Source organism: Micrococcus sp. EWR3.9.1 (genome assembly GCF_052615555.1).
This window is the reverse complement of the sequence record NZ_JBQXFD010000001.1, coordinates 297,482-320,782: the sequence shown is the minus strand read 5'-3', so window position 1 is coordinate 320,782 and position 23,301 is coordinate 297,482. Positions and strand designations below refer to the sequence as shown.

Genomic DNA, 23,301 nt, shown 5'->3' with positions numbered 1-23,301 from the left:
AACAGGAGAGGACCATGAGCACCAAGCACCGCACCCTGCCCGCCCTCGAGGAGGACTACCAGGTCCTCTCCGACACCGTCCGCGAGTTCGCCGACGAGGTCGTGGCCCCGGTCTCCGCCGAGCTGGACGCCAAGCACGAGTTCCCGTATGAGATCGTGGCCCAGATGGGCGAGATGGGCCTGTTCGGCCTGCCGTTCCCCGAGGAGTACGGCGGCATGGGCGGCGACTACTTCGCCCTGGCCCTGGCCCTCGAGCAGCTCGGCCGCGTCAACCAGTCCGTGGCCATCACCCTCGAGGCCGGCGTCTCCCTGGGCGCCATGCCGCTGCTGAAGTTCGGCACCGAGGAGCAGAAGCAGCGCTGGCTGCCGGACCTCGTGGCCGGCACGCACCTGGCCGGCTTCGGCCTCACCGAGCCGGGCGCGGGCTCCGACGCCGGCGGCACCCAGACCACCGCCGCGCTCGAGGACGGCCAGTGGCGCATCAACGGCGCCAAGGAGTTCATCACCAACTCCGGCACGGACATCACCTCGCTCGTCACCGTCACCGCCGTGACCGGCACCGTGGAGGGCAGGACCGGCCACGACGGCCGCCCCGCCAAGGAGATCTCCACGATCCTCGTGCCCGCCGGCACCGAGGGCTTCTCCGTGGCCAAGGCCTACGACAAGGTCGGCTGGAACTCCTCGGACACCCACGCCCTGCACTTCACGGACGCGCGCGTGCCGGAGGAGAACCTGCTGGGCGCCCGCGGCCGCGGCTTCGCCCACTTCCTCGAGATCCTCGACGAGGGCCGCATCGCCATCGCGGCCCTGGCCACCGGAGCGGCCCAGGGCTGCGTGGACGAGTCGGTCGCCTACGCCACGCAGCGGACCTCGTTCGGCCAGAAGATCGGGCAGTTCCAGGCCGTGTCCTTCAAGATCGCCCGCATGCAGGCCCGCGCGCACGCCGCCCGCCTGGCCTACTACGAGGCCGCCCAGAAGATGCTGGCCGGCAAGCCGTTCAAGACCGAGGCCGCCATGGCCAAGCTGATCGCCGGCGAGGCCGCCATGGACAACGCCCGGGACGCCACCCAGGTGTTCGGCGGCTACGGCTTCATGAACGAGACCCTCGTGGCCCGTCACTACCGCGACTCCAAGATCCTCGAGATCGGCGAGGGCACCACCGAGGTGCAACTCATGCTGATCGCCCGCGAGCTGGGCCTCTGACGTGACGGAGCGCGTCGAGATCGAGCAGCGGGGCCGCTACGCGGACGAGCTGGCGGTCGGCCAGGTCTACCTGCACCGGCCCGGCCGCACGCTCACCGAGGCGGACAACGTCCTGTTCACCACCCTCACCATGAACCCGCAGGCCCTGCACCTGGACCACGCGTACGCGGCGGCCCAGCCGTTCGGCCGGCCGCTGGTCAACTCGATGCTGACGCTGTCCACCCTGGTGGGCCTCGCCGTCGGTCAGACCACGCAGGGCACGCTCGTGGCCCAGCTCGGCCTGGGGGAGATCGCGTTCCCGAAGCCGGTCTTCCACGGGGACACGCTCTACGGGCGCTCCGAGGTCACCGCGATCCGCGAGTCCTCCTCGCGACCGGGGCAGCGGGTCGTCACGTTCGCGATGACGGGGGAGAACCAGCACGGCGACGTCGTCGTCCGCGCCCAGCGCACGTGCCTGATGTGGACCGCGCGGGCACACGCGGAGGCCAAGGCGAAGGCCGCCGACGCCGCAGGCACGGGGGAGCGGGCATGAGCGCGCTGACCCTCGGGCCGGCCGTCATGTTCACTCCGGCGGACCGCCCCGAGCGGTACGCCACGGCGCTCGAGCGAGCGGACGCGGTGATCCTCGACCTCGAGGACGCCGTCATCCCGGAGGCCCGGCCCGCCGCGCGGGACGCCGTCGCGGCGGCCTGGGCGGGGCGGGCGACGGGCGGGGTCGACGGCGGCCCGCTGGACGAGGACCGCGTGGTGGTGCGCGTGAACCCCGCGGGCACCGCGGACCACGACGCCGACCTGGCCATGCTCGCCGGGACGGGCTGGCGCACGCTCATGCTCGCCAAGGCCGAGTCCGCCGCGCAGGTGGACGGGGTCGTCGCCGCCCTCGGACCGCAGACCCGCGTCGTCGCCCTGTGCGAGACCGCGGCCGGGATCCTCGCCGCCGCCGAACTGGCCGCCCACCCGCACGTGGGTGCGCTGATGTGGGGCGCCGAGGACCTCGTGGCGTCGATGGGCGGCAGCTCCTCCCGCACCCCCGAGGGCGCCTACCGCTCCGTGGTCCAGCACGCCCGCGCGACGGTGCTGCTGGCGGCGGCCGCCCACGGCGCGGCCGCATGGGACGCCGTCCACCTGGACCTCGGCGACGAGGCCGGGCTGGCCGCCGAGGCCGAGGACGCCGTCGCCCTGGGCTGCATCGCGACCGTGTGCCTGCACCCGCGCCAGGTGCCCGTCGTGCGCTCCGCCTACACGCCCGCCCCGGAGGCCGTCGAGCGCGCCCGGCGCGTCCTCGCCGCGGCCGAGGGCCGACACGGGGCCTTCGAGCTGGACGGGACGATGGTCGACGAGGTGGTCCTCGCCCAGGCCCGCGCGGTCCTGCGCCGCGCGGACGCGGCCCGGCCCGCGGGCGCCTGACCGGCTCCCGGGCGGCTCCGTGCCGTCGGGGCGCGGCCGTGTCCGCACGGCTGCGCACCGGGGCTGTCACAGGGGCGCACGGCCCAGGGGTGCGCTTGACGACGCACCCCTGGGCCCGACAGAGTGTGGTTGTCATCACAGTGATCTGTCTCACACTGATTCGTCCTACGCACCCCGGAGGGCCCATGTCATCCAGCGAGCCCACGGCGCCGGTCCCCACGGCCGCGCAGTTCCGCGCCGCGCAGCAGTCCGAGGAGTTCACCGAACTCCGGCGCACCCACCGATCCTTCGCCTTCCCCATGACCGTGGCGTTCTTCGTCTGGTACCTGGTGTTCGTGATCGTCGGCGCGTTCTTCCCCGAGTTCATGGCGATCCGCCTCGGCGGCAACATCACCCTCGGCCTGATCCTCGGCCTGCTCCAGTTCGTCACCACGTTCCTGATCACCTTCGCCTACGTCCGTTTCTCCAACCGGACCCTGGACCCCCGCGCCACCGCGCTGCGTGAGCGCCTCGAGCGCGAGGCCGCCGGCGCCCACGAGAACCCGGAGGCCACGCGATGAGCGCGCTCACCCCCCTGCTCCAGGCCGCCCCGCAGACGGTCGGCAACCCCGCCGTGAACATCGGCATCTTCGTCGCCTTCGTGGTGGTCACCCTCGTGATCGTGATCCGCGCGTCCAAGACGAACGCGTCCTCGGCCGACTACTACGCCGGCGGCCGCGGCTTCTCCGGCACCCAGAACGGCACGGCCATCGCGGGTGACTACCTCTCCGCGGCCTCGTTCCTGGGCATCGTGGGCGCGATCGCCCTCTACGGCTACGACGGCTTCCTCTACTCCATCGGCTTCCTCGTGGCGTGGCTCGTGGCCCTGCTGCTGGTGGCCGAACTGCTGCGCAACACCGGCAAGTTCACCATGGCGGACGTGCTGTCCTTCCGCCTGCAGCAGCGACCCGTGCGCATCGCGGCCGCCTTCGGCACCATGGCCGTCTGCCTCTTCTACCTCCTGGCCCAGATGGCCGGCGCCGGCGGCCTCGTGGCCCTGCTGCTGAACATCAACGACCGGGCCGGCCAGGCCCTCGTGATCGTGATCGTGGGCGTGCTCATGATCGTCTACGTGCTGATCGGCGGCATGAAGGGCACCACCTACGTGCAGATCATCAAGGCGGTCCTCTTGATCGCCGGCGCGGGGATCATGACCGTGTGGACGCTGGCCCTGTTCGGCTTCGACTTCAACGCCTTGCTGGGGGCCGCCGTCGAGAAGAACCCGAAGGGCGAGGCGATCCTCGAGCCGGGCCTGCAGTACGGCGCCAGCGCGCTGACCCGCCTCGACTTCGTGTCCCTGGGCCTCGCGCTCGTGCTCGGCACGGCCGGCCTGCCGCACGTGCTCATGCGGTTCTACACGGTGCCCACCGCCAAGGAGGCGCGCAAGTCCGTGGTGTGGGCCATCGTCCTCATCGGCGCGTTCTACCTGTTCACCCTCGTGCTGGGCTACGGCGCCGGCGCGCTGATCGGTCCCGAGCGCATCCTGGCCGCGCCCGGCGGGCAGAACTCCGCAGCCCCGCTGCTGGCGTTCGAGCTCGGCGGCTCCATCCTGCTGGGCCTGATCTCGGCGGTCGCGTTCGCCACCATCCTCGCGGTGGTCGCGGGCCTGGCCATCACGGCGGCGGCGTCCTTCGCCCACGACGTGTACGGCTCCGTGATCGCCAAGCACCCGCTCACCCCGCAGGAGGAGGTGCGGATCGGCAAGATCACCGTAGTGGTGATCGGCGTCCTGGCGATCGTCGGCGGCATCGCCGCCCAGGGCCAGAACGTGGCGTTCCTCGTGGCGCTCGCCTTCGCGGTGGCGGCCTCGGCGAACCTGCCGACCATCCTGTACTCCCTGTTCTGGCGGCGCTTCACCACCCGCGGCGCGGTGTGGTCGATGTACGGCGGACTGCTCTCCGCGATCATCCTGATCGTCCTGTCCCCGGTGATGTCCGGGACGCCGACCTCGATGATCCCGGGCGCGGACTTCGCGGTGTTCCCGCTGAAGAACCCGGGCATCGTCTCCATCCCGCTGGCCTTCTTCCTCGGCTGGCTCGGCTCGGTGACCTCGTCGCGTGCCGAGGACCCGGACAAGCAGGCCGAGATGGAGGTCCGCTCCCTCACCGGCATCGGCGCCGAGAAGCCGGTGCAGCACTGATCCGCAGCTGACCCGGTCCCACGGGGGCCGGCGGGGCGGGACGTCGCGGTGCGGCGTCCGTCCGGCCGGCCCCCCGTCCGTGTCCAGGCCCGGCTGGCATCATGGCGGGGTGACGCACGGATCCCTCACCGACTACACGCTTCCCGCCCCCGCCCCGGCGCACGACGGCGGCGCCCCGCGCGCCGTCGCCCTGATCGGCTCCACGGGCTCGATCGGCACCCAGGGCCTCGACGTGATCGCCCAGGACCCCGCCCGGCTCCGGGCCGTCGCGCTCGCGGGCGGGGCGAACACGACCCTGCTGGCCGAGCAGGCCGTGCGCTTCGAGGTCGAGGCGGTGGGCTCCGCCGCGGCGGGGGAGGGGGAGCTGCGGGCCGCCCTCGCCGACGCCGCCGCCCGCCTCGGGCGCCTGGCCCCCCGGCCCGTGCTGTTCACCGGTCCGTGCGCCGCCGAGCAGATCGCCGCGTGGCCCGGCGCCGACACCGTGCTGAACGGGATCACGGGCTCGATCGGCCTGCGGCCCACCCTCGCCGCGCTGCACGCCGGCCACCGCCTGGCCCTGGCCAACAAGGAGTCGCTCATCGTCGGCGGGGCCCTCGTGAAGGCCGCCGCGGCACCAGGGCAGCTCGTGCCGGTGGACTCCGAGCACTCCGCGCTCGCGCAGGCGCTGCGCGGCGGCACGGCGGACGAGGTCCGCCGCCTCGTGCTCACGGCCTCGGGCGGGCCGTTCCGGGGCCTGGACCGCGCCGCCCTGCACGCGGTCACCCCCGCCCAGGCCCTCGCCCACCCCACGTGGGACATGGGCCGCGTCGTCACCACCAACTCCGCCTCCCTCGTGAACAAGGCCCTCGAGGTGATCGAGGCCCACCTGCTGTTCGACGTACCCCTGGACCGGATCGACGTCGTGGTCCACCCGCAGTCCGTCGTGCACTCGATGGTCGAGTTCGTCGACGGGTCCACGCTCGCCCAGGCCTCCCCGCCGGACATGCGCCTGCCCATCGCCCTCGGGCTGTGCTGGCCGCGCCGGCTCCCGGGCGCGGCCCCGGCCTGCGACTGGACGCGGGCGGCCACCTGGACCTTCGAGCCCCTCGACGAGGAGGCCTTCCCCGCCGTGCGGGCCGCGAAGGAGGCGGCGGCCGCCTCGCCCACCCACATGGCCGTGTTCAACGCCGCCAACGAGGAGGCGGTGGACGCCTTCCACGCCGGCGCCCTGCCCTTCGACGGGATCGTGGACACGGTCCGCGCCGTCGTCGCCGACTACGCCCCCGAGGACGTGCTCGCCGCGGCCGGCCACGACCCCGCGCCGACGGCGCTCACCGTGGACGCCGTGCTCGCCGCCGAGATCTGGGCGCGCCGTGCGGCGCGGGCCCGCTGGTGACCGTCGTGGAGATCCTCTGGTACGTCGCGGGCGTCCTCGCGGTCGCGCTGGGCCTGGCGGTCTCGATCGCCCTGCACGAGGTCGGCCACCTCGTCCCGGCCAAGCTCTTCGGCGTGCGCGTCACGCAGTACATGATCGGCTTCGGCCCGACGCTCGTCTCGTGGCGCCGCGGGGAGACGGAGTACGGGTTCAAGGCCGTCCCGCTGGGCGGCTACGTCGCGATGATCGGGATGCTGCCCCCGCCGCGGCCCGGGCAGACGCCCCGCACGGCGTCCACGGGCTTCGTCCAGCAGCTGGGCCGCATCGCCGACGACGCCCGGGCCCAGGCCGCCGAGGAGGTCCGCCCCGGCGACGAGCACCGCCGCTTCCTGGCTCTGCCGGTGTGGAAGCGCGTGGTGATCATGCTCGGCGGGCCGTTCATGAACCTGCTCATCGCCCTGGGCGTCACCGCCCTGCTGGTCACCACGGTGGGCACCTCGCAGCCGAGCACCACCGTCGCCGAGGTCTTCCGGTGCGTGGTCACGACGCAGGAGCAGCAGGCCCGCGCCGCCTCCGGCGGGACAGAGGACTGCCGCCCGGGCGATCCCGCCGGGCCCGCCCACGAGGCGGGACTGCGCCCCGGGGACACTGTGCTCGCCTTCGACGGGCAGCCGGTCTCCGACTGGGATGCCCTCTCCGCCGCGATCCGGGACCGCGCCGGACAGCCCACCCGGATCGAGTGGGAGCGCGACGGCGAGCGGATGAGCGCCACCCTGACCCCGCGCCTGACGGAACGGCCCGTGACGGACGCGCTGGGCCGGCCCGAGCGGGCCCCGGACGGGACCGTCGCGACCCACGAGGTCGGGTTCATCGGCATGGGCGCGCAGCTCGAGACGGTCCGCGGCACCCCGCTCGACGCCGGCCCGCTCGTGGCCCAGCAGGTGCGGGGCGTCGTCGACGTCGTCCTCGTGCTGCCGCAGCGGCTGTGGGACACCGCCGTCGCCGTGGTGACCCCGGCCGAGCGCGACCCGGACGGCCCGATGTCTGTGGTGGGGGTCGGCCGGATCGCCGGGGAGGCGGCGGCCCTCGAGGAGGCCACGCTGACGGACAAGGCCGCCCTGCTGCTGTCCCTGCTCGCGGGCGTGAACGTGGCGCTCATGGTGTTCAACCTCATCCCGCTGCTCCCGCTCGACGGCGGCCACGTGGCCGGCGCCCTGTGGGAGGCGGTGCGCCGCGGCTGGGCCCGGATCACGGGCCGCCCCGACCCGGGGCCGTTCGACCTGGCCCGCATGCTGCCGCTGACCTACGCGGTGGGTGGGGCGATGCTGCTCATGGGCGTCCTCCTGATCGTGGCGGACATCGTGGAGCCGGTCCGGCTGTTCTGAGCCCGGCCCGTTCGCCGTGGGCGGTCGCCCCGCGCCCCGGGGCACCCGCGCGCCTAGGATGGACCGGAGAACCCGGCGGCCCCGCACCGTCGACCCCGAGAACCCATGAGGAGCGCCCCCGTGCCCGTCAGCCTTGGAATGCCGTCCGCCCCGCCGCCCGTGCTGGCCCCGCGCCGCACCACCCGGCAGATCCAGGTGGGCTCGGTGGGCGTCGGCTCGCAGCACCCCGTCTCGGTGCAGTCGATGACCACCACCAAGACGCACGACATCGGCGCGACCCTGCAGCAGATCGCCGAGCTCACGGCCGCCGGCTGCGACATCGTCCGCGTGGCCTGCCCCACGGACAAGGACGCCGAGGCCCTCAAGGTCATCGCCCAGCAGTCCACCATCCCCGTGATCGCGGACATCCACTTCCAGCCGAAGTACGTGTTCGCGGCGATCGAGGCCGGCTGCGGCGCCGTGCGCGTGAACCCGGGCAACATCAAGAAGTTCGACGACAAGGTCAAGGAGATCGCGCAGGCCGCCTCGGACCACGGCACCTCCCTCCGCATCGGCGTCAACGCCGGTTCCCTGGATCCGCGTCTGCTGAAGAAGTACGGCAAGGCCACCCCGGAGGCCCTCGTCGAGTCCGCGGTCTGGGAGGCCTCCCTCTTCGAGGAGCACGGCTTCAAGGACTTCAAGATCTCCGTCAAGCACAACGACCCGGTGATCATGGCCCGCGCCTATGAGCTGCTCGCCGAGCAGGGTGACTGGCCGCTGCACCTCGGGGTCACCGAGGCCGGCCCGGCCTTCCAGGGCACCATCAAGTCCGCCACCGCCTTCGGCTACCTGCTCGGCCAGGGCATCGGCGACACCATCCGCGTCTCCCTCTCCGCGCCGCCCGTCGAGGAGGTCAAGGTGGGCCTGCAGATCCTGCAGTCCCTGAACCTGCGCGAGCGCAAGCTCGAGATCGTCTCCTGCCCCTCGTGCGGCCGCGCCCAGGTGGACGTGTACACGCTGGCCGAGCAGGTCACCGAGGGCCTCCAGGACCTCGAGGTCCCGCTGCGGGTGGCCGTCATGGGCTGCGTCGTCAACGGGCCGGGCGAGGCCCGCGAGGCCGACCTCGGCGTCGCCTCCGGCAACGGCAAGGGCCAGATCTTCGTCAAGGGCGAGGTCATCCGCACCGTGCCCGAGGATCAGATCGTGGAGACCCTCATCGAGGAGGCCAACCGGATCGCCGGTGAGATGGACCTGGGGGAGGACGGCGGTGACCAGGCTGCCGCCGGTGCCCCGGTGGTCTCCGTCCACTGACCGGGAGGTCCGGGCCGCCACGGGAGACCGCGTCCGCCTGCTGACCGACGCGGACACTGCCGCGCTCGCGGCCCTGTCCGCCCGCGCCCCCGTGTCCAACGTGTTCGTGGACTCCCTGCTGGAGGCGGGCCGCCTGGCCGGCCCGCGCGGGGGAGCGGCGGGCACCCTGTTCCTCGGGATCGACGACGACGCCCGGGGCGCCGGGGGGCTGCGCGCGGCCGTCTGGATCGGCTCGAACGTGGTGCCGGTCGCCGCGTCCGAGGCCCCGGACGCGGGCTGGGCGCCGGGCGACGCGGAGGCGCTCGGCGCGGCGACCGCCGCCCTGCGCCGCCGGTACGGGTCGATCTACGGCCCGGCCGGTCCCGTGCTGGCCGCCGGCGAGGCCCTCGCCGCCGCGGGCCACCGGTCCCGGTCCGTGCGCGCCGACCAGCCGCTGCTCGTGCTGGGCGCGGCCGGGGGGATCGACCCGAACCCGTACGTGGTGCAGGCGCAGTCACGCGACTTCGCGCGCGTCCTGCCGGCCAGCGCGGCGATGTTCGAGGAGGAGCTCGGCTTCTCCCCGTTCGCCGGCGGCGCGGCCCAGTACCGGGACCGCGTCGAGCGGCTGATCCACGCCGGGCGCGTCTTCATCGACCCGGGCCCGCGCGACGCGGGCGGCCCGCTGCGCTTCAAGGCGGACATCGGGCTGCTCTCCTCCCGGTGCGCCCAGATCCAGGGCGTGTGGATGGCCCCCGCCGCGCGGGGCCGAGGTCTGGCGGCGTCGGCGATGGCCGCCGTCGTGGACTACGTGCGCCTCCAGGCGCCCGTGGTCAGCCTCTATGTCAACGCGTACAACACCCCCGCGCTGCGCACGTACGAGCGCGTGGGGTTCGAACGGCGCGGCACGTTCGCGACCGTCCTGTACTGACCCGGCGGACCCTGCGCGGGCGATAGGATCGGCGGTCAGGACGTCGGGCACCCCCGTGCCGGCGTCGTCCCGTCCCGCGCGCCGCCCCCGACCGCGCGAGCCCGTCCGAGGAGGCCCCGTCATGCCCCTGCGCATGTCCACCCTGTTCCTGCGCACCCTGCGCGACGACCCGTCGGAGGCCGAGGTGGCGAGCCACAGGCTCCTCGTCCGTGCCGGCTACATCCGTCGCGCGGCCCCGGGCATCTACTCATGGCTGCCGCTGGGCCTGAAGGTGCTGGCCAAGGTGGAGCGGATCGTGCGCGAGGAGATGGACGCGATCGGCGCCCAGGAGGTGCACTTCCCGGCGCTGCTGCCGCGGGAGCCCTACGAGGCCACGGGCCGCTGGGAGGAGTACGGCGACGGGCTGTTCCGCCTGCAGGACCGCCGGGGCAACGACTACCTCCTGGCCCCCACGCACGAGGAGATGTTCACGCTCCTGGTGAAGGACCTGTACTCCTCGTACAAGGACCTGCCCGCGTACCTGTACCAGATCCAGACCAAGTACCGTGACGAGGCCCGCCCGCGCGCCGGCCTGCTCCGCGGGCGCGAGTTCATCATGAAGGACTCCTACTCCTTCACGGTGGACGACGCCGGCCTGGACGCCGCGTACGAGGCCCACCGGGCCGCCTACCTGCGGATCTTCGACCGCCTCGGCCTCGAGGTCGTGCCGGTGCGGGCCACCTCCGGTGCGATGGGCGGCTCCCGCTCCGAGGAGTTCCTGCACCCGACCGAGGTGGGCGAGGACACCTTCGTCGAATCCGACGGCGGCTACCGGGCCAACGTCGAGGCCGTCACCACGGTGGCCCCCGCCCCGCTGGACGAGGCCGCCATGGCGGCCCTGCCCGCCGCCGAGGTCAAGGACACCCCGGTCTCCACCACCATCGCCGCGCTCGTGGACGTCGCCAACCAGCTGGCCCCGCGCGAGGGCGAGCCGTGGACCGCCGCGGACACGCTCAAGTGCGTCGTGGTCACCGCGGTGGTGGACGGCGGTGAGCGCCGCCCGTTCGTCGTGGGCGTGCCCGGCGACCGGGAGGTGGACCTCAAGCGTCTCGAGGCCTCCGTGGGCCCGGCACTCGGCGTGGTCGGCGAGCCCACGCTCGAGGCCGCGACCGCCGCGGACCTGGCCGCGCACCCGGCCCTGGTGAAGGGCTACATCGGCCCCGCGGCCGTCGACGCGGTCGAGGGCACCCCGGTGCTCGGCGCGGAGGACTCCGTCTCGGGCCTGCCCTTCTTCGTGGACCCGCGCATCGCCCCCGGCACGGCGTGGATCACCGGCGCGAACGCGGACCAGCGCCACGTGTTCGGCCTCGTGGCCGGCCGCGACTTCACGTGGGACGGCGTGCTCGAGGCCACCGCGGTGCGTGAGGGCGACGAGGCCCCCGACGGCTCCGGCCCGCTGCACACCCGCCGCGGCATGGAGATGGGCCACATCTTCCAGCTCGGCCGCAAGTACGCCGAGGCCCTCGACCTGAAGGTCCTCGACGTCCACGGCAAGCAGGTCGTGGTGACCATGGGCTCCTACGGCATCGGCATCACGCGCGCCGTCGCCGCGATCGCCGAGCGCTACCACGACGACAAGGGCCTGGCGTGGCCGCGCGCGGTGGCCCCGGCGGACGTGCACGTCGTCGTCGCCACGAAGGGCGAGGACGGCCTCGCCGCCGCCGAGACCCTCGCCGCGGGCCTCGAGGCCGAGGGCCTGACCGTGCTCGTGGACGACCGTCCGAAGGTCAGCCCCGGCGTGAAGTTCAAGGACGCCGAGCTCATCGGCGTGCCCACCACCGTGGTGATCGGCCGCGGCCTGGCGGACGGCGAGCTCGAGCTCAAGGACCGTGCCACCGGCGAGGCGCGCCCCGTGCCCGTGGACGGGGCCGTCGCGGCGGTGCTCGCGGAGGTGCGCGACGGGCGCTGAGTGGTTCGGCGCCGTCGAGCTGACCGCCGGGCTGCTCGTCCTCGTGCTCGCCGCGGGCTTCGCGGCGGGCTGGATCGACGCCGTCGTGGGCGGGGGCGGGCTCCTGCAGCTGCCGGCCCTGCTGCTGGTGCCCGGGCTGAGCCCGATCCAGGCCCTGGCCACCAACAAGCTCGGCTCGGTGTTCGGCACGGCGACGTCGGCGCTCACCTACCGGCGGCGCCTGCGGCAGGATCTGTCCACCGCACTGCCGATGGCCGCCGTCGCCTTCGCGGCGGCCCTGGGCGGGGCCGTGGTCGCCGCGCATCTGCCGGCCGGCGTGATCCGGCCCGTGATCCTGGTGGCGTTGATCGCCGTCGCCGTGTTCACGGCCGTGCGCCCTGGCCTCGGGCAGGTCGCCGGCGTGGGACCGCGGCGGAGCACCGCGCTGGCCCGCGCCGTGGCGCTCGGCGCGGCGGTGGGCTTCTACGACGGGGTCCTCGGCCCCGGCACGGGCACGTTCCTCATCCTGGGGCTGGTCCTGCTGCTCAAGTTCGACTTCCTGCACGCCTCGGCACAGGCGAAGGTGGTCAACCTCGCGACCAACCTCGGCGCGCTCGCGTACTTCGTGCCCTCGGGGCACGCGGTGCTGGGCCTGGGGCTGCTGCTCGGCGTGGCCAACCTGGTGGGCGGCTACGTGGGGGCCCGCATGGCGATCGCCCGCGGCACCGGCTTCATCCGCGTGGTGTACCTCACGGTGGTGACCGCGCTCATCGTCAAGGTCGGCGCGGACACCCTCGCCCCGCTGCTGCGCTGAGCCCGCCCCGTCCGACCCGGTCGGGAGCACTCGGCCCCGCCGTGGGCCGCCGGTAGGCTCGGCCCCGGATCCCGACCCGGCCCCGGCCCGCGTGGCGCGGCGGCCCCGACCCGACGAGTGAGGCACCCCATGGACAGCACCGACCGCCGCGACGACCTCGCCGAGCTGCGCACCCGCGTCGAGGAGGCCCTGGCGGCCGACGACGTGGTGGTGGAGCAGGTGCGTGCCACGGGCACCGCCGAGCACCGCACCGTCGAGGTGGTCCTCGATCGCGCCTCGGGCACCCAGGGCCTGAGCCTGGACGACGTCGCCCGCCTCTCCGGCCGGGTCTCCGCCGCCCTCGACGCCCTGGGCGACCACGTGCCCGGCGTCGGCGCGGGGGAGTACCTGCTGGAGGTCACCACCGCGGGCGTGGACCGCCCGCTCACCGAGCCCCGCCACTTCGCCCGCAACGTCGGCCGTCTCGTCGAGGTCTCGGTCGACGACGCCGCGCCTGTGACCGCCCGCCTGAAGGGCGTGACGGACGACGACGTCGAGCTGGCCGTGGTGCGCCCGCCCGCGAAGAAGGGCATGAGGACCAAGGAGCTGCCCGCCGAGCGGGTCGCCCTCGACCGCCTCGGTCCGGCGATCGTGCAGGTAGAGTGGAGCCCCGCTCAGCAGGCCGGCGACGCCGACGCCGCCGCGGGCGAGGACACGGCCGAGCACACGGAGGCATGAGTTGGACATCGACATGAGCGCGCTGCGCATGCTGGAGGCGGAGCGGGAGATCCCGATGGACCGCCTCATCCCCACCATCGAGCAGGCCCTGCTCATGGCGTACCACCGCACCCCGGGGGCCCTGAAGCGCGCCCGCGTGGAGATCGACCGCGCGACCGGCCACGTCACCGTGTGGGCCACGGAGCTGGACGAGGACGACACGCCCATCGGCGAGTTCGACGACACCCCGAACGGCTTCGGCCGGGTGGCCGCCTCCACGGCGCGCCAGGTGATGATCCAGCGCATGCGCGAGGAGGACGACGACAAGGTCCTCGGCGAGTTCAAGGACAAGGAGGGCGAGCTCGTCTCCGGCGTCATCCAGCAGGGCCTGAACCGCCACATGGTCCACGTGAACCTCGGCACCCTCGAGGCCGTCCTCCCGCCGCCCGAGCAGGTGCCCGGCGAGGACTACGCCCACGGCCGCCGGATCCGCGCCTACGTGGTCTCCGCGACGCGCGGCGCCAAGGGCCCGTCCGTCACGGTGTCCCGCTCGCACCCCGGCCTCGTGCGCAAGCTCTTCGAGCTCGAGGTCCCGGAGATCGCGGATGGCTCGGTCGAGATCACGGCGCTGGCCCGCGAGGCCGGCCACCGCACCAAGATGGCCGTGCGCGCCACCCGCCCCGGGGTGAACGCCAAGGGCGCCTCCATCGGCGAGATGGGCAGCCGCGTGCGCGCCGTCATGACGGAGCTCAACGACGAGAAGATCGACATCATCGACCACGTGGACGACCCCGCCGCGATGATCGCCAACGCCCTCTCGCCCGCCACGACCGTCTCGGTGGAGATCCTCGACGCGGACCAGCACTCGGCCCGCGCCGTGGTGCCGCAGTACCAGTTGTCCCTGGCCATCGGCAAGGAGGGCCAGAACGCCCGCCTCGCGGCCAAGCTCACGGGCTGGCGGATCGACATCGTCGGCGACGGGGTCACCACCTCCGCCCCGGGTCGCTGACCGTCCCCGGGAACAGATCCGGGCGCGGACGCGCTAGGATGGATAAGGTCCTTTCTCGATCCGACGCCCGTGAGGGGTGAATGCATGACGTCTCGGACGGTCGTGCGCACCTGCATCGGATGCCGATCGAGGGCGGACCAGCAAGAGCTGGTGCGCGTCGCTCTGGATTCCTCGACGGAACCCCCATCCGTCGTCTGGGACCCGGAACGACGCCGTCCCGGCCGGGGTGCGTGGCTGCACCCCGGCGAGGACTGCCTCCACCTCGCCCTGCGCCGCCGTGCGTTCGGGCGGGCCTTCCGGTCCGCCGTCGACGCCGACGCGCTGGTCCGCACCGCGGAGGCACCGGCTGACAGACCGACAGATGAAGGCGGGTCAGAGATCTGATGCGTACCCGATGAGCACTGAAGCATGAGTGCCCAGCGATGAACTTCACCCCCTGCTATCAGGCAGGCCGTGGTGCGCGTGCCCTGGTGGTGCGCGCGACGGCCTGGAGCAACGTCAACGGTCCCAGGACGCGCTGAGACGGACAGCCCGAGCGGCTCCGTTCCGGCCCGTGGGGCCAGAACAGGAGAACCGTGGCCAAGGTCCGCGTCCATGAGCTCGCCAAGGAGCTCGGCATCACCTCGAAGGAGGCCTTGAGCACGCTCAAGGACCTCGGCGAGTTCGTCAGCTCGGCTTCGTCCACCATCGAGCCCCCGGTGGTCAAGAAGCTGCGCAACGCCTACCCGGGTGCCGGCAAGTCCGCCGCCAAGCCCGGTTCCACGCCCGCCGCCCCGGGCCGTTCCGCCGCGCCGAAGCCGGCGGCCGCCCCGTCGCCGCGCGCCGCGGCCCCCACGTCGAATGCCGGCGCCCCGGCGCCCGGTCCCGCCGCGGGCCGCACCGCCGCGCCCAAGCCGGGCGTCGCCCCGACCCCCGGCCCCGCCGCACCGACGCCGGCCGCCCAGGTCCCGGCCGCCCCGGCCGAGGCGAAGGCCCCGCAGCCGTCGGCCACGCCGAAGCCGGGCGCCGCTGCGCCCAAGCCGGGTGCCTCCGCGCCCAAGCCGGGCGCCCCGCGTCCCGGCAACAACGCCCCGCGTCCCGGCAACAACCCGTTCAGCCCCAAGGGCGGTTCCGCCGGGTCTCGTCCGGGCGCCCGCCCGGGCGGCCGTGGCGGTGCTCCGCGCCCGGGCAACAACCCGTTCGCCCCCTCGCAGGGCATGCGCTCCGGTCGTGAGGACCGCGCGCCTCGTCCGGGCGGCCCCCGTCCGCCGGCCGGTGCCGGCGGTCCCCGTCCGGGCGGTCCGCGCCCGGCCGCGGGCGCCGGCGGTCCCCGCCCCGGTGGGCCGCGTCCGAACCCGGGCATGATGCCCAAGCAGATCACCCCGGCCCCGCAGCCGGCCCGCGGCCGTGGCCGTCCGGGCGGCGGCCCCGGTGGCGGTCCGGGTCGTCCCGGCGGCCCGGGCGGCCGTGGCGGTCGCGGCAACGCCCAGGGCGCCTTCGGGCGCGGCGGCGGCCCGCGCAAGGGACGCAAGTCGAAGCGCGCGAAGCGCCAGGAGTTCGAGCAGCAGCACACGCGTGAGATCGGCGGCGTCAAGGTCCCCAAGGGTGACGGCACCACCGTTCTGCGCCTGCGCCGCGGCGCGTCCCTGGCCGACTTCGCCGAGAAGATCCGCGCCGACGTCGCCGACCTGGTGAAGGTGCTCTTCACCCTCGGCGAGATGGCCTCGGCCAACCAGTCCCTCGACGAGGAGACCTTCCAGCTGCTCGGCGACGAGCTGGGCTACAAGGTCCAGATCGTGTCCCCGGAGGACGAGGACAAGGAGCTGCTGGAGGCCTTCGACATCGACCTCGAGGCCGAGGCGGCCAACGAGGACGAGGCCGACCTCGAGCCGCGCCCCGCGGTCGTCACCGTCATGGGCCACGTGGACCACGGCAAGACGCGTCTGCTGGACGCCATCCGCTCCTCGAACGTCATCGAGGGCGAGGCCGGCGGCATCACGCAGCACATCGGCGCCTACCAGGTGCCCGTGGAGCACGAGGGCGAGCAGCGTCGCCTCACCTTCATCGACACCCCGGGTCACGAGGCGTTCACCGCCATGCGTGCCCGCGGTGCGAAGGTCACCGACATCGCCGTGCTGGTGGTGGCGGCCGACGACGGCGTCATGCCGCAGACCGTCGAGGCGCTCAACCACGCCCAGTCGGCCGGCGTGCCGATCGTGGTGGCGGTCAACAAGATCGACAAGGACACCGCCGCCCCGGACAAGATCCGCGGTCAGCTCACCGAGTACGGCCTCGTGCCCGAGGAGTACGGCGGCGACACGATGTTCGTGGACGTCTCCGCGCGCAGCAACATCAACATCGACCAGCTGCTCGAGGCGATCCTGCTCACCGCGGACGCCGCCCTCGAGCTCACGGCGAACCCGCACAAGGCCGCCCGCGGCGTGGCCATCGAGGCCAACCTCGACAAGGGCCGCGGCGCCGTCGTCACCGTGCTGGTGCAGACCGGCACGCTGCGCGTGGGCGACACCATGGTGGTGGGCTCCGCCCACGGCCGTGTGCGCGCCATGTTCGACGAGAACGGCAACGCCGTGGAGGCGGCCGATCCGTCGCGTCCCGTCCAGGTGCTCGGCCTGTCCGCGGTGCCGCGTGCCGGCGACTCGTTCCTCGTCACCGACGACGAGCGCACCGCCCGCCAGATCGCGGAGAAGCGCGAGGCCGCGGACCGCAACGCCCAGCTGGCCAAGCGCCGCAAGCGCATCACCCTGGAGGACTTCGACCAGGCCGTGGCCGAGGGCAAGCTGGACACGCTCAACCTCATCATCAAGGGCGACGCGTCCGGTGCCGTCGAGGCGCTCGAGGACTCGCTGCTCAAGATCGAGGTCGGCGAGGACGAGGTGCAGCTGCGCGTCATCCACCGCGGCGTCGGCGCCATCACGCAGAACGACGTGAACCTGGCGACCGTGGACAACGCCATCATCATCGGCTTCAACGTGCGCCCCGCCGAGCGGGTCGCCGACCTGGCCGACCGCGAGGGTGTGGACATGCGCTTCTACAGCGTGATCTACGACGCGATCGACGACATCGAGAACGCGCTCAAGGGCATGCTGAAGCCGGAGTACGAGGAGGTCGAGCTCGGCTCGGCCGAGGTCCGCGAGGTGTTCCGCTCCTCCAAGTGGGGCAACATCGCCGGTTCGCTCGTGCGCTCGGGCCTCATCCGCCGCAACGCCCAGGCCCGCCTGGTGCGCGACGGCGTGGTGGTCTCCGAGCACCTCAAGATCGAGTCGCTGCGCCGCTTCAAGGACGACGCCACGGAGGTCCGCGAGGGCTACGAGTGCGGCATCGGCCTGGGCAGCTTCAACGACATCAAGGAGGGCGACGTGATCGAGACCTTCGAGATGCAGGAGAAGCCGCGCGTCTGACGGCCGGGGCGGGGGCCCGCACGGGCCCCCGCCCTCCGCGTCCCACCCTCTGAACCATCACCACCGGAAGGAACCGCACCATGGCCGATCCGGCACGCGCCGGCCGCCTGGCCCAGCGCATCAAGGTCCTCGTGGCCGAGGCGCTGCGCCGCGGCGTCAAGGACGACCGCGTGGAGCCCGTCACCGTGACGGAGGTCCGCGTGACCAACGACCTGCAGCACGCCACCGTCTACTACACCGTCCTGGGCGACGAGGCCACGGTGGCCGCCGCCCACGAGGGCATCCAGGACAACCGCGGCATCCTGCGCCGCGAGGTGGGCCGCGGGCTCACCATCCGCCTGGTGCCCACGCTCGAGTTCGTGGCGGACACCGTCCCCGAGGCGGCCGCACACCTGGAGGACGTCCTCCGCGCGGCCAAGGAGCGGGACGCCGAGCTGGCGAAGGCGCGCGAGGGCGCGTCGTACGCCGGTGACGCGGACCCGTACCGCAGCGCGGAGCCGGACGCCGACGCCGACGACGCCCCGCGCGCCTGAGGCCCGCGGCACGGTGAGCGCACGCAGCACCGGGGGACAGGCCCCCGACGCGCCGGGAACGGAGGCGTCGGGGGTCGTCCTCGTGGACAAGCCGCAGGGGTGGACCTCGCACGACGTCGTCGGGCGGGTCCGCCGGCTGGCGGGCACCCGCAAGGTGGGCCACGCCGGCACCCTGGACCCCATGGCCACGGGCCTGCTCGTGGTCGGCGTCAACAAGGCCACGCGCCTGCTGACCGCCATCACGGGCACGGACAAGACGTACACGGCCACGATCCGGCTCGGGCAGTCGACCGTCACGGACGACGCGGAGGGCGAGGTCGTGCAGACCCGGCTGGCCAACGCCGTCACGCCCGAGCGCGTGGCCGAACAGGTCGCCGCCCTCACGGGCGAGATCCTGCAGGCGCCCTCGGCCGTCTCCGCCGTCAAGGTGGCGGGCCGGCGCGCCTACGATCGCGTCCGCGCGGGAGAGGACGTCACCCTCGACGCCCGCCCCGTCACCGTGCACGAGTTCACGGTGCACGAGCTGCGCCGGCTCGACGGCGGCCGGCTGGTCGACCTCGACGTCACCGTGCGCTGCTCCTCCGGGACCTACATCCGGGCGCTCGCCCGCGACCTGGGCGAGGCCCTCGAGACCGGCGGTCACCTGACGGCGCTGCGCCGCACCGCCGTCGGCCCGTTCGACGTGGCCGACGCGCTCTCGCTCGAGGCCCTCGCGGAGCGGTTCGCGATGACCGAGCTCTCCGAGGCCGCCGCCGGGCTCTTCCCGGTGCGCGAGCTGACGGAGCACGAGGCCCACGAGCTCGCCTTCGGGCGGGTCGTGGCGCCCACCGGCACGGGTGAGACGCTCGTCGCCGGGCGCGCGCCGGACGGCCGCGTCATCGCCCTCGTCTCCGACGTGCGCCGCCGCGGCGCCGACGTCGCCAAGCCCCAGCTCGTGTTCGCCCCGGCCGAGGGGCCGGGACAGGGAAGGACCGCATGATCCTCGACGCCTGGTTCTGGACGGGACTGGTGATCGGTGCCGTCTCGTTCGTCGTCTGCGTGGTGATGACGGCGATCCGCCGCCACCCCGCGGACGCCTCGATCCTCTCGGTGGCCGCCGTCGAGCTGTTCACGCTCGTCTATGCGGCGGCCGCCGCCGTCCGCCAGCTCGGCGGGGACACCCTGAACGGCCCCGGCTGGGAGTTCTGGGGCTACATCCTCACCGCCCTGATCGTGCCGGTGATCGCCGTGGGCTGGGCCGTCACGGACAAGACCCGGTGGTCCAACCTCGTGCTGGCCGTGGTCGGGCCCACGATCGCCGTGATGCTGCATCGCATGCAGGTCATCTGGTTCGGGCAGTGGTGAGGAGGATGGACATGGCACCCAGCGACGGCGCCCCCGCGCGCAACCAGGGTCTCGGCCGGATCATCGTCATGGTCTACGCGGTGTTCGCCCTCTCCGCGAGCGCGCGCAGCCTCTTCCAGATCCTCACGCAGTTCGACGCCGCCCCCGTGGCGTACACGCTCTCCGCGGTCGCGGCGGTCGTGTACATCGTGGCGACGTTCGCGCTCGCCCGCTCCGGCGCGCGCGCCTGGGCCGTGGCGCTGGGCGCCGTGCTCGTGGAGCTGGCCGGCGTGGTGGGCGTGGGCCTGTGGACCGTCCTGGATCCGGGGATGTTCGCCCACGACACCGTGTGGTCCCGGTTCGGCGCGGGCTACGGCTATGTGCCGCTCGTGCTGCCGGTGGTCGGCCTGATCTGGCTGCTGACGCACCGCCCCGCCCGCCCGGCCGAGGCGGGGGCGCTCTGATGCGGGTCTGGAACAGCCTGGACGAGGTCCCCACGGACCTGCCGCGCACCGTGGTCACCCTGGGCAACTTCGACGGCGTGCACCGCGGCCACCGGGAGGTGCTGCGCCGGGTCGTCGAGCTGGCGCGGGCCCGCGACGCCCTGGCCGTGGCCGTGACCTTCACCCCGCACCCGCGCGCCGTGCACCAGCCCGAGGTGCCCCACGTGGACATCATCAGCCCCGAGCAGCGGGTCGTCCTCCTGGAGGAGGCGGGTCTGGACGCGGTGCTCCTGCAGCGGTACACCCTCGAGTTCGCGGACCAGTCCCCGGAGGAGTTCGTCCGCGGCATGCTCGTGCACGGGCTGCATGCCGCCGTCGTGGTCGTGGGGCACGACGTGCGCTTCGGCCGGGGCAACACCGGCGACGTCGCGGAGATGGTGCGCCTGGGGGCCCGCTACGGCTTCGAGGTCGAGGCCGTCGAGGAGTTCCCCGCCGAGCACGGGGCCGAGCCGGAGCGCCGTTGCTCCTCGACCTGGGTGCGCGAGGCCCTGGCCGCGGGCGACGTCGCTCAGGCCGCGGCGGTCCTCGGTCGGCACCACGTGCTCGCCGGCGAGGTGGTGCACGGGTTCGCGCGCGGCCGCGAGCTCGGCTTCCCCACGGCGAACCTCGAGACGGATGTGCAGGGCATGATCCCGGCCGACGGCGTCTACGCCGGTTGGGTGCACGACGCGCACGGCGGGGTGTGGCCGGCCGCGATCTCCATCGGCTCGAACCCCACGTTCGAGGACGTCTCCCGCGTGGTGGAGGCGCACGTGATCGACCGCCACGACGAGCGGGTGGAGGACTTCGACCTGTACGGCCAGCACATCGAGGTGGAGTTCGTGGCCCGGCTGCGCGGGATGGTCGCCTACGAGGGCGTCGAGAAGCTCGTGGCGCAGATCACGCAGGACGTGGACGAGGCCCGGGCGATCCTGGCCACGACCCCCTCCGACCGGTGAGCGCCCCGGAGCCGGGCGCTCCCCCCGCTGTGCCGAACCTGCCGGGGCGCCCGGCCCGGGCCCGTCGGGCCGGGCCCAACCCCTTCGAGACCGGCGGGGAGCACTACGACGCCGTCCGCCCCTCCTACCCGGCCGCCGTGGTGGACCGCGTCCTGGCGGGCACCGCCGACGGCGCGGACGTGGTGGAGCTCGGGGCCGGCACGGGACTGTTCACCCGGCTGCTCGCGGCCCGCCCGGCGGACCGGGTGCGGACGGTGACGGCCCTCGAGCCGTCGGCGTCGATGCGCGCCGTCCTGGAACGCGAGGTCGCGGCTGGCACGGGCGGGCGGGTGCGCGCCGTGCCGGGCACGGGCGAGTCCACGGGCCTGCCGGCGGCGAGCGCCGACGTCGTGGTGGCGGCCCAGGCCTGGCACTGGATGGACCCGGCCGCGGCGAGCGCGGAGGCCGCGCGGGTGCTGCGCCCGGGCGGGCGTCTGGTCGCGGTGTGGAACCAGCTCGACACGGCGGTGCCGTGGGTGCACCGTCTCACCCGGATCATGCACGCCGGGGACGTGCACGCCGCCCGGCCCGAGCAGCGCCGGTTCGCGGCTCCGTTCGGAACGGAGGAGCACGCGCGCTGGGCGTGGACGCAGCCGATGACCGCGGCGGGGCTGCAGGGGCTCATGGCCTCGCGCTCGTACTGGCTGCGCGCGGACGAGCGGATCCGATCCCGGCTGACGGCCAACCTCGACTGGTACCTGCACGAGCACCTGGGCCATGCGGCGGACGCGGTCCTGCAGGTGCCCTACGTGACGGTGGCCTGGTGGGCGGCGCCGGTCAGGGGCGGGCGCCCACGGTGACCGGGACCGTCCGGGCGATCCCGGCCCGCCGCGCCTGCCAGAGCAGCAGCGCCGTGGCCACCGCGACCACCGCCACCGAGAGCAGCGTGGCCGCCGGGGAGCCGGCGGTCTCCGCGCCCACGTAGCTGTCCTCGACGGTGCCCACGAGCGTGCCGACGGCGATGATCACCACGTTGTTGACCACGTGGAGGGCGACGGCGGACTCGAGCCCGCCCGTGCGCCACGTGAGCAGGACGGCGGCGACGGCGAACGCGGCGAGGTCCAGCAGGATCCACGGGTCGAGCGAGCCGTGGGCGAGCGAGAAGGTCGCCGCCGAGAGCACCGCGGTGACCGCGGCGGCCACGACCGGCCGGCGGATCCACGTGCCGACGGCCAGCAGCAGCCACCCGCGGAACAGGTACTCCTCGCCCGCGGCCTGGAACGGGGTGAGCACGAACGCCATGACGAGCAGCCAGACCCAGTCCTGCGCGCGCGGGGCCGTGGGGGCGCCGTCGAGGGCCCACGCGCCCAGCACGTAGGCGAGGAACAGCGGCGTCAGCACGACGACGCAGCGCGCCAGCCAGCGCCAGCGCACGCGGCCCTCGACCGAGTGGACGAAGCGGGCGGCGACGGGGTGGCCCAGCGCCACGGCCAGCAGCGCGACCCCGATCAGCGCGGCGAGCAGGAGGTTGTTCAGCAGCACCATGGGCGCGGAGTACAGGTCGAGGTCGGTCACGTCCGTCGGGTCGGCCGCGCCGAGCAGCGCGGGCCCGGACGTGGCGATCAGGGCGAGAGCGCCCAGCACGCCCCCCAGCACGAGGAGGCCCACCAGGCCGGCCAGCACGAGGCCGAAGGACGCGAGCGGGTTCCACCATCGGGCCCGCGGCGTGCGCAGCAGCGCGGGGTAGCCGTGGCCGATCAGCGGCAGATCCAGGGGCGGCGCGGGCGGCCGGAGGGGGAACGACGACGGGGCCGGGGAGTGGGGGACCGGTGGGGTGCTCACCGGGCCAGGGTAGGCGATGCGGTAGACTCGACCCTCGGCCTCCCTGCAGTCCGCGGTGGGGTGGGCCCCGCGTCGTCCGCCCCGGCGGGGCGCGGCCCGTGTTCGCGGTACCGAAGTGAAGGAGGCCCACCATGGCCCTGGATCCCGCTGTCAAGCAGCAGATCATCAAGGAGTACGCCACCCACGAGGGCGACACCGGTTCCCCCGAGGTGCAGATCGCGGTCCTGTCCCGCCGCATCAAGGACCTGACCGAGCACCTCAAGGAGCACAAGCACGACCACCACACCCGTCGCGGCCTGATGGCCCTGGTGGGTCGCCGTCGTCGCATGCTCGGCTACCTGCAGAAGGTCGACATCGAGCGCTACCGTGCGCTGATCGAGCGCCTCGGCCTGCGCAAGTGACCTGAGGAGGCGGCGCCGGAGCCCGCGGGGACCCGCGAGCGCCGGCGCCGCCTTTCGTCTGCCCCCGGACGCACGTAGTGTGTCCCGGGGGGAGACCGCCGCAGCCTGCGGCACTCCGGCGCGCCATGGCGCGCATCCCCGCATCATCGACACACCCGACGGTTCCGCGCCCATCGCCCGCGGTCCTCGACAGTGGCTCCCGGACCCCGCCGCA

General features: G+C 73.9%; 23 protein-coding genes. 22 read left to right on the top strand and 1 reads right to left on the bottom strand.

What is annotated here, in order from left to right; genetic code table 11:
• Positions 1-14 precede the first annotated feature (14 nt).
• From ACUJ8O_RS01520 to ACUJ8O_RS01420, 21 genes are all read left to right on the top strand, one after another.
• Positions 15-1,202 (top strand): acyl-CoA dehydrogenase family protein, encoded by a 1,188-nt coding sequence (locus tag ACUJ8O_RS01520; RefSeq protein ID WP_036314059.1) that lies wholly within the window; start codon positions 15-17, stop codon positions 1,200-1,202.
• A 1-nt stretch (position 1,203) separates the two neighbouring features.
• Positions 1,204-1,734 (top strand): MaoC family dehydratase, encoded by a 531-nt coding sequence (locus tag ACUJ8O_RS01515; RefSeq protein ID WP_036314061.1) that lies wholly within the window; start codon positions 1,204-1,206, stop codon positions 1,732-1,734.
• The gene (locus ACUJ8O_RS01510; protein ID WP_036314062.1) at positions 1,731-2,609 is read left to right on the top strand and encodes an HpcH/HpaI aldolase/citrate lyase family protein; all 879 of its coding nucleotides are present in this window, start codon (positions 1,731-1,733) and stop codon (positions 2,607-2,609) included. Before ACUJ8O_RS01515 ends, ACUJ8O_RS01510 begins: the two co-directional genes overlap by 4 nt.
• Positions 2,610-2,794: 185 nt before the next feature.
• The gene (locus ACUJ8O_RS01505; RefSeq protein WP_036314063.1) at positions 2,795-3,169 is read left to right on the top strand and encodes a DUF485 domain-containing protein; all 375 of its coding nucleotides are present in this window, start codon (positions 2,795-2,797) and stop codon (positions 3,167-3,169) included.
• On the top strand, positions 3,166-4,788 hold the full coding sequence (locus ACUJ8O_RS01500; RefSeq protein WP_036314064.1) for a solute symporter family protein: 1,623 nt from the start codon (positions 3,166-3,168) through the stop codon (positions 4,786-4,788). Before ACUJ8O_RS01505 ends, ACUJ8O_RS01500 begins: the two co-directional genes overlap by 4 nt.
• A 190-nt stretch (positions 4,789-4,978) precedes the next feature.
• Positions 4,979-6,163: a 1-deoxy-D-xylulose-5-phosphate reductoisomerase gene (gene dxr, locus ACUJ8O_RS01495; protein WP_445373097.1), complete on the top strand. Its 1,185-nt coding sequence runs from the start codon at positions 4,979-4,981 to the stop codon at positions 6,161-6,163.
• Positions 6,160-7,527 carry a M50 family metallopeptidase gene (locus tag ACUJ8O_RS01490; RefSeq protein WP_036338393.1) on the top strand — a complete coding sequence of 456 codons (1,368 nt, stop codon included), beginning with the start codon at positions 6,160-6,162 and terminating at the stop codon, positions 7,525-7,527. The genes dxr and ACUJ8O_RS01490 overlap by 4 nt, the downstream gene beginning before the upstream one ends.
• 105 nt (positions 7,528-7,632) lie before the next feature.
• On the top strand, positions 7,633-8,817 hold the full coding sequence (gene ispG / locus ACUJ8O_RS01485) for a flavodoxin-dependent (E)-4-hydroxy-3-methylbut-2-enyl-diphosphate synthase (protein WP_363788501.1): 1,185 nt from the start codon (positions 7,633-7,635) through the stop codon (positions 8,815-8,817).
• Positions 8,792-9,724 carry a GNAT family N-acetyltransferase gene (locus ACUJ8O_RS01480; RefSeq protein ID WP_440314960.1) on the top strand — a complete coding sequence of 311 codons (933 nt, stop codon included), beginning with the start codon at positions 8,792-8,794 and terminating at the stop codon, positions 9,722-9,724. Before ispG ends, ACUJ8O_RS01480 begins: the two co-directional genes overlap by 26 nt.
• Before the next feature lie 121 nt (positions 9,725-9,845).
• Positions 9,846-11,672, top strand: coding sequence for a proline--tRNA ligase (locus tag ACUJ8O_RS01475; RefSeq protein WP_371506801.1), 1,827 nt, complete (start codon positions 9,846-9,848; stop codon positions 11,670-11,672).
• 43 nt (positions 11,673-11,715) lie between these two features.
• The gene (locus ACUJ8O_RS01470) at positions 11,716-12,465 is read left to right on the top strand and encodes a sulfite exporter TauE/SafE family protein (RefSeq protein ID WP_100058664.1); all 750 of its coding nucleotides are present in this window, start codon (positions 11,716-11,718) and stop codon (positions 12,463-12,465) included.
• A gap of 129 nt (positions 12,466-12,594) precedes the next feature.
• Complete coding sequence (gene rimP / locus ACUJ8O_RS01465) at positions 12,595-13,182, top strand: ribosome maturation factor RimP (RefSeq protein ID WP_371506802.1); 588 nt, start codon at positions 12,595-12,597, stop codon at positions 13,180-13,182.
• A gap of 1 nt (position 13,183) precedes the next feature.
• Positions 13,184-14,170: a transcription termination factor NusA gene (nusA, locus tag ACUJ8O_RS01460; protein ID WP_445373084.1), complete on the top strand. Its 987-nt coding sequence runs from the start codon at positions 13,184-13,186 to the stop codon at positions 14,168-14,170.
• A gap of 84 nt (positions 14,171-14,254) precedes the next feature.
• The gene (locus tag ACUJ8O_RS01455) at positions 14,255-14,554 is read left to right on the top strand and encodes a YlxR family protein (RefSeq protein WP_223246455.1); all 300 of its coding nucleotides are present in this window, start codon (positions 14,255-14,257) and stop codon (positions 14,552-14,554) included.
• A gap of 191 nt (positions 14,555-14,745) precedes the next feature.
• Positions 14,746-17,568: a translation initiation factor IF-2 gene (infB, locus tag ACUJ8O_RS01450; RefSeq protein ID WP_371506803.1), complete on the top strand. Its 2,823-nt coding sequence runs from the start codon at positions 14,746-14,748 to the stop codon at positions 17,566-17,568.
• 80 nt (positions 17,569-17,648) lie between these two features.
• Positions 17,649-18,101 carry a 30S ribosome-binding factor RbfA gene (gene rbfA / locus ACUJ8O_RS01445; protein WP_073116937.1) on the top strand — a complete coding sequence of 151 codons (453 nt, stop codon included), beginning with the start codon at positions 17,649-17,651 and terminating at the stop codon, positions 18,099-18,101.
• 13 nt (positions 18,102-18,114) lie between these two features.
• Positions 18,115-19,080: a tRNA pseudouridine(55) synthase TruB gene (truB, locus tag ACUJ8O_RS01440; RefSeq protein WP_078026112.1), complete on the top strand. Its 966-nt coding sequence runs from the start codon at positions 18,115-18,117 to the stop codon at positions 19,078-19,080.
• Entirely contained in the window at positions 19,077-19,445 is a 369-nt protein-coding gene (locus tag ACUJ8O_RS01435; protein WP_002855305.1) for a hypothetical protein, read from the top strand. The genes truB and ACUJ8O_RS01435 overlap by 4 nt, the downstream gene beginning before the upstream one ends.
• 11 nt (positions 19,446-19,456) lie before the next feature.
• Entirely contained in the window at positions 19,457-19,888 is a 432-nt protein-coding gene (locus ACUJ8O_RS01430) for a hypothetical protein (RefSeq protein WP_036314984.1), read from the top strand.
• Complete coding sequence (locus tag ACUJ8O_RS01425) at positions 19,888-20,865, top strand: bifunctional riboflavin kinase/FAD synthetase (protein WP_036314988.1); 978 nt, start codon at positions 19,888-19,890, stop codon at positions 20,863-20,865. Before ACUJ8O_RS01430 ends, ACUJ8O_RS01425 begins: the two co-directional genes overlap by 1 nt.
• Positions 20,862-21,704 carry a class I SAM-dependent methyltransferase gene (locus ACUJ8O_RS01420; protein ID WP_445373083.1) on the top strand — a complete coding sequence of 281 codons (843 nt, stop codon included), beginning with the start codon at positions 20,862-20,864 and terminating at the stop codon, positions 21,702-21,704. The genes ACUJ8O_RS01425 and ACUJ8O_RS01420 overlap by 4 nt, the downstream gene beginning before the upstream one ends.
• Here ACUJ8O_RS01420 and ACUJ8O_RS01415 read toward each other — a convergent pair.
• Positions 21,682-22,686: a CPBP family glutamic-type intramembrane protease gene (locus ACUJ8O_RS01415; RefSeq protein WP_036314994.1), complete on the bottom strand. Its 1,005-nt coding sequence runs from the start codon at positions 22,684-22,686 to the stop codon at positions 21,682-21,684. The two genes, ACUJ8O_RS01420 and ACUJ8O_RS01415, sit on opposite strands and share 23 nt — an antisense overlap.
• Positions 22,687-22,817: 131 nt before the next feature.
• On the opposite strand from ACUJ8O_RS01415, the gene rpsO reads away from it, so the two are divergent.
• On the top strand, positions 22,818-23,087 hold the full coding sequence (rpsO, locus tag ACUJ8O_RS01410) for a 30S ribosomal protein S15 (RefSeq protein WP_017488396.1): 270 nt from the start codon (positions 22,818-22,820) through the stop codon (positions 23,085-23,087).
• Positions 23,088-23,301 lie beyond the last annotated feature (214 nt).